This window comes from Pantoea sp. EKM20T (assembly GCF_011800485.1).
Taxonomy (GTDB): Bacteria; Pseudomonadota; Gammaproteobacteria; order Enterobacterales; family Enterobacteriaceae; genus Pantoea; species Pantoea agglomerans.
In genome coordinates this window covers 379,405-390,007 of the sequence record NZ_JAALFW010000005.1, presented here as the reverse complement: position 1 = coordinate 390,007, position 10,603 = coordinate 379,405, and the positions used below count along the sequence as shown (strand labels likewise).

The following is a 10,603-nucleotide window of genomic DNA, read 5'->3' as shown; positions in this document are numbered from 1 at the left end:
AAGGTACCGCGTGAGCGGCGCGAGGACGGCCCGGCAGCAGCAGAGGTGCGCTGGCCCGCACTGCGGCTCGCTCGCCCAAAAAAAAGCTGCCACGTTTGACCGTGACAGCCTTTACAAATCTAATCTTAACTGAGCAGCATCAGAGCCGGGGCTCCACTTTTTATCAGGCAGACTTAACGAGTCAGATCATCAAAGAATTTTTTCACGCCGTCGAAAAAGCTCTTTGAGCGTGGGCTGTTATGCTCGCCGCTCGGACCGCCAAAACTCTCTTCCAGTTCACGCAACAGCGCTTTCTGTTTCTCATTCAGGCTGACCGGTGTTTCCACCACGACACGACACAGCAGATCGCCGACCGCGCCGCCACGCACAGATTTCACGCCACGTCCGCGCATGCGGAACAGCTTGCCGGTCTGAGTTTCTGACGGCACTTTCAGCTTCACGCGACCATCCAGGGTCGGTACTTCAATCTCACCGCCCAGCGCTGCCATCGCAAAGTTGATCGGCACTTCACAGTAGAGATTGTTCTCTTCACGCTCGAAGATCGGGTGTTTCTTCACCGAGACCTGAACGTAGAGATCGCCTGCTGGTGCGCCCTGCTCGCCCGCTTCGCCTTCGCCGCTCAGACGAATGCGATCGCCGGTGTCGACCCCTGCCGGGATTTTCACTGACAGCGTTTTCGACTTCTCAACGCGGCCATGACCATGACAGGCGTTGCACGGATCTTTAATCACCGAGCCGCGACCATGACAGGTCGGACAGGCCTGCTGAACGGTGAAGAAGCCCTGGCGCATCTGCACCTGGCCTGCACCGTGACAGGTTGAACAGGTTTGTGGCTGCGTTCCCGCTTTCGCGCCGCTGCCGTGGCAGACGTCACACTCTTCCAGCGTTGGAATGCGGATCTCTTTGGTCACGCCGCGTACCGCTTCTTCCAGCGACAGCTCCATGTTGTAGCGTAAATCGGCGCCACGGGAGGCGCGCTGACGGCGTCCACCACCAAAGATGTCACCGAACACGTCGCCAAAGATATCGCTGAAGTCTGCGCCGCCGCCACCAAAGCCGCCGCCGCCGTATCCACCGCCACCCATACCGCCCTGTTCAAAGGCTGCATGACCATATTGATCGTAGGCCGCACGCTTCTGCGCATCGGTCAGGATTTCGTACGCTTCCTTGACCTCTTTGAATTTGGCTTCGGCTTCTTTGTCACCGGGATTACGGTCCGGGTGAAATTTCATTGCCAGGCGTTTGTAAGCCTTTTTGATTTCACGCTCGTCCGCGGATTTGGCGACGCCTAAAATCTCGTAGTAATCACTCTTCGCCATGTTTATTTAGCCCTTAACATGATCGCACGGGCGTGGAGAGATCTCCTACGCCCGTGCTGGTTTCAACGGCTGTCAGGCCAACCGTCGCGCCCGGTCAGGGGCAATTATTTCTTGTTGTCTTTCACTTCTTCGAATTCAGCATCGACAACGTCGTCATCTTTCTTCGCTGACGCGTCACCGGCATCCGCTGCACCCGCCTGAGACTGCTGTGCTGCTTCCATCAGTTTGCCGGACACTTCCATCAGCGCCTGCATTTTGGCATCGATTTCCGCTTTGTCTTCGCCTCTCAGCGCAGTTTCCAGCGCGGCCAGAGCGGCTTCGATTGGCGCTTTGTCATCAGCTGACAGTTTGTCGCCCGCTTCTTCCAGCTGCTTACGCGTGCTGTGGGCAATCTGATCGCCCTGGTTACGCGTCTGTACCAGCTCTTCGAACTTGCGGTCAGATTCAGCGTTCGCTTCCGCATCACGCACCATTTTCTGGATCTCTTCATCGCTCAGACCTGAAGAGGCTTTGATGGTGATTTTCTGCTCTTTACCGCTGTTCTTATCTTTCGCCGACACGTGCAGGATACCATCCGCATCGATGTCGAAGGTCACTTCGATCTGCGGCAGACCGCGTGGCGCGTTCTGGATACCGTCGAGGTTGAACTGGCCCAGTGACTTGTTGTCATTGGCGCGCTTACGCTCACCCTGCAGCACGTGAATGGTCACGGCTGACTGGTTATCTTCAGCAGTCGAGAAGACCTGGCTGTGCTTGGTTGGGATGGTGGTGTTCTTGCTGATCAGCGAAGTCATCACGCCACCCATGGTTTCGATACCCAGTGACAGCGGGGTAACGTCCAGCAGCAGCACGTCTTTCACGTCGCCACCCAGTACACCACCCTGAACTGCAGCACCGACCGCGACCGCTTCATCCGGGTTCACGTCTTTACGTGGCTCTTTACCGAAGAACTCAGTCACTTTGGCCTGAACCAGTGGCATACGAGTCTGACCACCCACCAGGATAACGTCGTTGATGTCTGAAACAGACAGTCCGGCGTCCTGCAGCGCAACTTTCAGTGGCGCGATTGAGCGAGCAACCAGATCTTCAACCAGTGACTCCAGTTTAGAGCGGGTCACTTTGATGTTCAGGTGTTTAGGACCGGTCGCATCTGCCGTGATGTATGGCAGGTTAACGTCGGTCTGCTGTGCAGAAGAAAGTTCGATTTTCGCTTTCTCTGCCGCTTCTTTCAGACGCTGCATCGCCAGTGGATCGTTGTGCAGATCGATGCCCTGGTCTTTCTTGAATTCAGCAACCAGATAGTTAATCAGGCGGCTATCGAAGTCTTCACCACCCAGGTGGGTATCACCGTTGGTCGCCAGAACTTCAAAGGTTTTTTCGCCGTCAACTTCGTCGATCTCAATGATTGAGATATCGAAGGTACCGCCACCCAGGTCATAAACCGCGATGGTGCGGTTACCCTGGCCTTTATCCAGACCGTATGCCAGTGCAGCAGCAGTCGGTTCGTTAATGATACGTTTGACTTCCAGACCCGCGATACGGCCGGCGTCTTTGGTCGCCTGACGCTGCGCATCGTTGAAGTAAGCCGGTACGGTAATAACCGCTTCAGTCACTGGCTCACCGAGGTAATCTTCGGCGGTCTTTTTCATTTTCTTCAGCACTTCAGCAGAGATCTGCGGCGGTGCCATTCTCTGACCTTTCACTTCCAGCCATGCGTCGCCGTTGTCAGCGCCGGTAATTTTGTACGGCATGATTTTAATATCACGCTGTACTTCTTCGTCCTGGAAGCGACGACCGATCAGACGCTTAATTGCGAACAGGGTATTCTGCGGGTTGGTCACTGCCTGACGTTTAGCCGGTTGACCGACCAGAATTTCGCCATCCTGTGTATACGCAATAATTGAAGGCGTGGTGCGATCGCCCTCGGCATTTTCCAGCACGCGTGCTTTAGTGCCATCCATGATCGCAACACAAGAGTTGGTTGTACCCAGGTCAATACCAATAATCTTACCCATCTAAACATCTCCCACTTAAATTCGTTGCCAATTTGGGTTGTGAACCTTTTATGTGGGCGGGTTGTTTGCATTCAACTGCCAGCACATGCTTTTTTTCCAACGTTCACAACGCTCGATGACAAGTAAATGGGGCCGCTTCGATGCGCATCAAGGGCTAAACCAAAAAAAAATTTTTACCTTTGGCCCTGTCGGGATCAAAGAACGCTGCCACAACGCTGAATATGATGCGTCGCCTTGTTCCCCTCAGGGAGCAGGACGAAATCCGTTTATTACATCAACGATCATTTTACTGCCGAGGAACTATGGCAAATTCAACGCTGGCTAACCCTGCCCCGCTGGGATTAATGGGATTTGGCATGACGACCATTTTGCTGAACCTGCACAACACGGGCCTGTTTGCCATGGACGTGGCGATTTTAGCCATGGGCATTTTTTATGGCGGGATTGCACAGGTGCTGGCCGGTCTGCTGGAGTTTAAAAAGAACAACACTTTCGGGCTGACCGCCTTTACCTCTTACGGCATGTTCTGGTTAAGCTTTGTGGCGATTCTGCTGTTACCTGAAATGGGTCTGGCAAAAGCGCCAGACGAACGTTTCCTGGGGGCCTGGCTGGCACTGTGGGGCATTTTCACGCTGTTTATGTTCGTCGGTACGCTGAAAGGTGCGCGGATGCTGCAGTTTGTTTTCGGCTCGCTCACGCTGCTGTTTCTGCTGCTGGCCGTGGCTCATCTTATGCACCTGCCGGCGCTGGTGGTCTCCGCGGGCTGGGTCGGGATACTCTGTGGAGTCAGCGCCTGCTATCTGGCGATGGGTGAAGTGCTGAACGAAACCTTTGGCCGCACCATTCTGCCGATTGGCGCGAAATCGCTTTAAGCCTGCTTTTACGCATAAAAAAAAGACGCGGAGCCAGGCTCCGCGTCCCCGCATTACAAAGAGTTAATCCCCTGCTGCAGGCCAGGCTCGTGGCTGACATCACGCCGCAGCCAGATCCCCGTCAGCAATCCTACCAGCGCCAGCGCCATCACATACCAGCAGGGTGCCATCTCTGAGACGTTCATCAGCAGCGACACAAAGATGGGTGTCAGCCCGCCGAAGATCGCATAGGAGAGGTTGTAGGAAAATGAGAGTCCGGTAAAACGCACTTCTGCCGGAAAGGCGCGCACCATCACAAAGGGCACCACGCCGACGATACCGACGCTGAGACCCGCCACGCCATAAAGCAGGAAGAGCTGCTGTGGATAGAGGGCGGTCAGGTGATAAAACTGCCAGCTACAGATCGCCAGCAGCAGGCTGCCGACACACAGCGTACGACTGGCACCAAAGCGATCGGCCGCGAGTCCGGCAATAATGCAGCCAATGCAGAGCATCACGGTGGCGATGCTGTTGGCCTGCAGGGTCAGCGCAGGCGCGATGCCCTGCTGTTTTTGCAGCCAGACCGGCGACATCAGGATCACCACCACGATGCAGGCGGAGAGCAGCCAGGTCAGCAGCATAGAGATGACAATCGACTTTTTATGCTCTGCCAGCACGGTCTTCAGCGGCAGGGTTTCCGCCAGCGCTTTACGCTGCTGCATCTCGATAAACACTGGCGTCTCATGCAGCCAGCGACGCAGGTACATCGCGATCAGCCCGAACACGCCGCCGAGGAAGAACGGGATGCGCCAGCCGCCATCATGGATCGCCTGCTGCGACATTGAGGTATTGATCAGCGTGGCTACCAGCGACCCCAGTAAAATGCCGATAGTCAGCCCGGCCGTCAGCGTGCCGCAGGCGATGCCGATACGTTTATAGGGCACGTGTTCCGCGACAAACACCCAGGCGCCCGGCACTTCACCGCCAATCGCCGCGCCCTGTAACATCCGCATCAGCAGCATCAGCAGTGGCGCAGCAATGCCAATCGTCTGCCAGGTGGGTAAAGCGCCCATCATCAGGGTCGGCAGCGCCATCAGCAGAATGCTCAGGCTGAACATCTTTTTGCGCCCGAGCTTATCGCCAAAATGCGCCATCACGATGCCGCCCAGCGGACGAGCCAGATAGCCTGCGGCAAAAATGGCAAACGTCTGCAACTGACGCAGCCATTCCGGGATATCCGAAGGGAAAAAGAGTTCGCCAATCACGGTGGCGAAGAAAACGAAGATGATGAAGTCGTAGAATTCCAGCGCGCCGCCCAGCGCGGCCAGCGCCAGGGTCTTGTAATCCTTACCGGTCAGACGCTGAGTGTGAGTCGGATTCATAATATTCCAGAGGCAAAAGAGATAAAGTTGTAAAGATCTTATTACTATACCGTCAATCTTTTGCCACACCAGCAAGACTATAGCTTATGCCTGAAATGGGGAATATTTAGTTATTTATCTCACGTATAGCGCTTTTAGGCCGAAATGCTGCTACTACGCTGGAATGCGTTTCGACGTAAGGCCCTTCCAGCAACTGTAAACAATAAGGTACAGATGCAAAGATGCCGTGAACTTTTACGTTGCCCTGCTCATCCTTCAGCCCTTCCAGCGTCTCTTTGATCGACTTCGGCTGACCAGGCAGATTGAGGATCAGCGACTGCTTGCGGATCACCCCGACCTGACGCGACAGAATCGCGGTCGGTACGAACTGCAGGCTGATCTGGCGCATCTGCTCACCAAAACCAGGCATTTCACGATCGGCAACGGCTAAGGTGGCATCGGGCGTGACATCCCGTCGGGCCGGACCGGTGCCGCCGGTGGTTAACACCAGATGGCAAAAACGTTCATCGACCAGTTCGCAAATCGCCTGCTCAATCATCGGCTGCTCGTCGGGCACCAGTCGGGACTCAATCTCAAACGGGCTGCTGATTGCGCTGCCGAGCCAGCTCTCCAGCGCGGGAATACCCTGATCCTGATAAATGCCGTTCGCGGCGCGATCGGAGACCGAGATCAGGCCAATGCGTAATGTATTCATGATTAGCTTCGCTGTGATTTACCGCGGTGCGGTTGGAGTAAAAGGGGAATAGCCGAGAGGATAATATAAAGTGAAAGGGTCGGAAAAGGGAAAACCGTGGCAGCCTGCGCCGCCACGGTCAACAGATTACAGCAGTTCTGCCAGCATCTTCTCAAGTTTGCCCTGATCAACGGCAAAATTGCGGATACCTTCTGCCAGCTTCGCAACCGCCATAGGATCCTGGTTGTGCTGCCACAGGAACTCAGACTCGGTCATGCGGGCCGGACGCGCTTTCACTTCGCCGCTGTAGCTCAGTTTACGCTCCAGGGTGCCTTCGCTCTCCGCCAGCTCTTTCAGTAGCGCAGGAGAAATGGTCAGGCGGTCACAGCCAGCCAGCTCGATGATTTCGCCGACGTTACGGAAGCTGGCGCCCATCACCACGGTTTCATAGCCGTGCTGCTTGTAGTAGTTGTAGATTTCAGAAACTGAAACCACGCCTGGATCTTCGTGCGCGGCATACTCTTTCTTGTCGGTGTTGGCTTTGTACCAGTCGAGGATACGGCCAACAAACGGAGAGATCAGGAACACGCCCGCTTCAGCACAGGCACGCGCCTGAGCAAAGGAGAACAGCAGCGTCAGGTTACAGTTGATACCCTCTTTTTCCAGCTGCTCTGCAGCACGGATGCCCTGCCAGGTAGAGGCCAGTTTGATCAGGATGCGGTCGTTGCTGATACCGGCATCATTGTAGAGTTTGATCAGGCTGCGGGCTTTGGCGATGCTGCCTTCAGTGTCGTAAGAGAGACGCGCATCCACTTCCGTCGAGATGCGGCCTGGGATCAGTTTGAGGATTTCCAGACCAATGTTCACGGCCAGCTTGTCAGAAACCAGCTGCAGCTGCTCTTCTTTGTTGCTGCTCTGATCACGCGCCCAGCCGATCGCTTCATCGATCAGTTTACGGTATTCAGGAATTTGCGCGGCGTTGAGAATCAGAGAAGGGTTGGTGGTGGCGTCTTGTGGCTGATACAGCTTCATGGCTGCAATATCACCGGTGTCGGCGACGACGGTGGTGAGCTGACGCAGGGAGGTAAGTTTGTCCGTCATGTTCTTTTCTCTTAGTTAACTGTCAGTGTGAAAAAAGGCTGTTGCGATAATATCACGCGGCAACGGTGGCGCAAGGTCAGGGAATGCCGTTTACGATAGCGCGAACAAATAGGTGTGATTCGTCATTCTTTGCGGCTTTTTTGGTACACTGCGAAGCCTGATAAGCAGCCAATGCCCTGTTAAACCAGGCATTAACCGAGGAAGCAACTATGTTGATGGTGATCTCTCCCGCCAAGACGCTGGATTATGAAAGCCCGCTGGCGACAACGCGTTTCACCCAGCCTGCGCTGTTAGAAAAGTCACAACAGCTGATTGAAATTGCGCGCGAGCTGTCACCCGCCAGCATCGCCTCGTTAATGGGCATCAGCGATAAACTGGCGCACCTCAATGCCGAGCGCTTTAACAGCTGGCAGCCCGATTTTTCCCCTAAGAATGCCCGTCAGGCGATCCTGGCGTTCAAAGGTGATGTCTACACCGGTTTACAGGCAGAGACCTTCAGCGATCAGGATTTCGATTTTGCTCAGCAGCACCTGCGTATGTTATCAGGCCTGTATGGCGTACTGCGTCCACTCGATTTAATGCAGCCTTACCGTCTGGAGATGGGCATTCGCCTGGCGAATCCGGCGGGCAAAGATCTCTACACCTTCTGGGGCGATCTCATCACTGAAACGCTGAATGCCGCGCTGGCGGAACAGGGCGATGAGGTGCTGATCAACCTCGCCTCGGACGAATATTTCCGGGCGGTTAAGCCGAAGACGCTGCGGGCACAGATGATTAAGCCGGTGTTCCTCGACGAGAAGAATGGCAGTTACAAAGTGATTAGCTTCTATGCCAAAAAGGCGCGTGGATTAATGAGTCGCTATGTGATTCAGCAGCGCCTGACGAAGCCGGAACAGCTTAAGGCGTTTGATCTGGATGGCTATCGTTTTGATGCAGCCAGCAGCAGCGAGAGCGAGCTGGTCTTTAAGCGCGCAGAGCAGTAACACCCCGCGCCCTCTGCTTTCCACAAACAGGCTTCCCGCAACCGGGAAGCCTTTCACAGGTTTACTTCAGCAGAAACGCCCGCAGCGAGGCGAAATCACCCTTCATCTGATGCGACAGCAGCGGTAGGTCGGCGCGCTCCGCTAACTCCGGCGGCAGCGTCAGGGTCTGTTCAAGGATCGCTTCCACACTTTCGCGGAATTTCGCCGGATGCGCGGTTCCCAGGAACACACCATATTCCCCTTCCTGCAGCTGATCGCGCAGCAGACGCCAGGCGATGGCGGCATGCGGCTCGGAAATGTAGCCCATCTCAGCCAGTTCACGCATGGCGGCGCGCGTGGTCTCATCCGAGACCGCACCACAGGCCAGATCGGTTAAGCGCCAGGTTTTACGGCGGAACAGCTCTTCCACACGCGGCCAGTTATTAGGCTGGCTGACATCCATGGCATTCGACAGCGTAGAGACCGTCTGGTTTGGCTGCCACTCGCCGTTGCCCAGGAAGCGCGGCACCGTGTCGTTGGCGTTGGTGGCGGCGATAAAGCGTTTGATCGGCAGGCCCAGCGATTTCGCCAGCAGACCGGCGGTCAAATCACCAAAGTTGCCGCTCGGCACTGACACCACCAGCTGATTACGTTTTTCCTGTGGCAGCTGCGCGACCGCTTCAAAGTAGTAGCAGATCTGCGCCAGCAGGCGGCTGATGTTGATGGAGTTAGCCGAGTTCAGGCCAATCGCGCGCTTCAGCTCTTCATCATCAAACGCCTGTTTCACCAGCGACTGGCAGGCATCAAAATCGCCGTCGATAGAGATGGTTTCGATGTTGCCGCCCAGGGTACAGAAGAGTTTCTCCTGCAGCGGACTGATTTTGCCCTGCGGATAGAGGATCACCACGCGCACGTTCTTCATGCCGTAAAAGGCGTGCGCCACGGCCGCGCCGGTATCACCGGAGGTGGCGGTGAGAATGGTGATCTGCTCATCTGAGCCTGAGACATACGACAGCATCTGCGCCATAAAACGGCCGCCGAAATCTTTAAACGCCAGCGTCGGGCCGTGGAACAGCTCCAGACAGGCGATATCTTCGCTGACGGCTTTCACCGGGGCCGGAAAAGCAAAAGCGGCTTTAACACGCTCATGCAGCTGCTGGGCCGGAATCTCGTCACCAATGAAAGCCGAGAGAATTTTGCTGCTGCGGCTGACAAAATCCATCTCCAGCATCGCGTCGATGTCGGTCAGTTCAAACTCCGGCAGTTCCAGCGGAAAGAACAGACCCTGCTGCGAACCCAGACCCTGTTTCACCGCCTGGGCGAAGCTGACCTGCTCGTTGTGATCCTTAAGATTGTAGAGTTTCATGCGTTATCCCAATTGTCGTGCGCCAGCCGTGTCGAGACGGCAGATATGGACGAAGCCTTCATCATTCTGCAGATAGTGCTGGCTCAGCCAGTCAGCCATCCGCTGTGCCGTTTCCATCTGATTGCAAACGGCGAAAAGTGTCGGACCAGAGCCTGAGATACCGCACGCCAGTGCGCCAATATCTTTCGCGGCCTGCCGCGCCTCGGTGAAGCCTGGCAGCAGCCGGGTCCGGTAAGGTTCGGCAATCACATCCTGCATAAGTTTAGCTGCCAGCTGCGGCTGACGCGTATGGCAGGCGTGAATGAAGCCGGCCAGCAAACGGCCATGCCTGATACAGTCCTCTTTGCGGTACTGCGCCGGTAAAATGGCGCGCGCTTCTGCGGTTGAGACTTTAATGCCCGGATAGGCCATTACCCACAGCCAGTCATCAAAGCCCGGCACCGCCTGGCTGATAATGTCATTCTCCTGCAGCATCAGCTGAATGCCGCCGAGGAAGCAGGGGGCGACATTATCATAGTGCACGCTGCCGGAGATCCGCCCTTCCAGCTCACCCATCAGGGTCAGTAACGTGCTGTCGCTGAGAGGCTTGCCGCAAAACTCGTTCATCGCCATTAAACCGGCCACCACCGAGCAGGCGCTGGAACCCAGCCCGGAGCCGATGGGCATGTTCTTCTCCAGCGTCATCGCCACCGGGATCGCTTTGCCGATTTCCTGGCAGAAACGCTGCCAGCACTGGTAAACAATATTCTCTTTCGGATCGGCGGGCAGCTTACTGACAAAACGTCCGGCGTTGGTCAGTGAAAACTGCTCTGCCGCTTCCACGGAGACGCAGTCACCCAACAGGGAGCCATCTACCGGCGAAACCGCCGCGCCCAGCACATCGAAGCCGACGCTGACGTTACCAATCGAGGCCGGTGCGTAAATTTTTACCATG

General features: G+C 55.8%; 9 protein-coding genes. 2 read left to right on the top strand and 7 right to left on the bottom strand.

Annotation, left to right across the window (positions count from 1 at the left end; all coding sequences use genetic code 11):
- Positions 1-173: 173 nt before the first annotated feature.
- Together dnaJ and dnaK are read right to left on the bottom strand one after the other, a co-directional pair.
- Entirely contained in the window at positions 174-1,319 is a 1,146-nt protein-coding gene (gene dnaJ / locus HFD94_RS12110) for a molecular chaperone DnaJ (RefSeq protein ID WP_010253699.1), read from the bottom strand.
- Between the two features lie 104 nt (positions 1,320-1,423).
- Positions 1,424-3,334: a molecular chaperone DnaK gene (dnaK, locus tag HFD94_RS12105; RefSeq protein WP_010253698.1), complete on the bottom strand. Its 1,911-nt coding sequence runs from the start codon at positions 3,332-3,334 to the stop codon at positions 1,424-1,426.
- 302 nt (positions 3,335-3,636) lie between these two features.
- Between dnaK and satP the strand changes: the two genes are divergently transcribed.
- Positions 3,637-4,206, top strand: a complete 570-nt coding sequence (gene satP / locus HFD94_RS12100; RefSeq protein ID WP_033769625.1) for an acetate uptake transporter — start codon at positions 3,637-3,639, stop codon at positions 4,204-4,206.
- Between the two features lie 53 nt (positions 4,207-4,259).
- Here the strand turns inward: satP and HFD94_RS12095 are convergent, their stop codons facing one another.
- The 3 genes from HFD94_RS12095 to tal all read right to left on the bottom strand — a co-directional run bounded on the left by HFD94_RS12095 (position 4,260) and on the right by tal (position 7,341).
- A complete protein-coding gene (locus tag HFD94_RS12095; RefSeq protein WP_033770945.1) occupies positions 4,260-5,567 on the bottom strand; it encodes an MFS transporter in 1,308 nt (435 codons plus the stop codon).
- Positions 5,568-5,673: 106 nt separating this feature from the next.
- Positions 5,674-6,261 carry a molybdopterin adenylyltransferase gene (gene mog / locus HFD94_RS12090; protein ID WP_010253692.1) on the bottom strand — a complete coding sequence of 196 codons (588 nt, stop codon included), beginning with the start codon at positions 6,259-6,261 and terminating at the stop codon, positions 5,674-5,676.
- Positions 6,262-6,387: 126 nt separating this feature from the next.
- A complete protein-coding gene (tal, locus tag HFD94_RS12085) occupies positions 6,388-7,341 on the bottom strand; it encodes a transaldolase (protein ID WP_010253690.1) in 954 nt (317 codons plus the stop codon).
- A gap of 209 nt (positions 7,342-7,550) precedes the next feature.
- Between tal and yaaA the strand changes: the two genes are divergently transcribed.
- A complete protein-coding gene (gene yaaA / locus HFD94_RS12080; protein ID WP_010253688.1) occupies positions 7,551-8,324 on the top strand; it encodes a peroxide stress protein YaaA in 774 nt (257 codons plus the stop codon).
- A gap of 61 nt (positions 8,325-8,385) precedes the next feature.
- Here the strand turns inward: yaaA and thrC are convergent, their stop codons facing one another.
- Positions 8,386-9,669, bottom strand: a complete 1,284-nt coding sequence (thrC, locus tag HFD94_RS12075; RefSeq protein WP_010671693.1) for a threonine synthase — start codon at positions 9,667-9,669, stop codon at positions 8,386-8,388.
- A 3-nt stretch (positions 9,670-9,672) separates the two neighbouring features.
- Positions 9,673-10,602, bottom strand: coding sequence for a homoserine kinase (gene thrB, locus HFD94_RS12070; protein WP_010671694.1), 930 nt, complete (start codon positions 10,600-10,602; stop codon positions 9,673-9,675).
- Position 10,603: the final 1 nt, after the last annotated feature.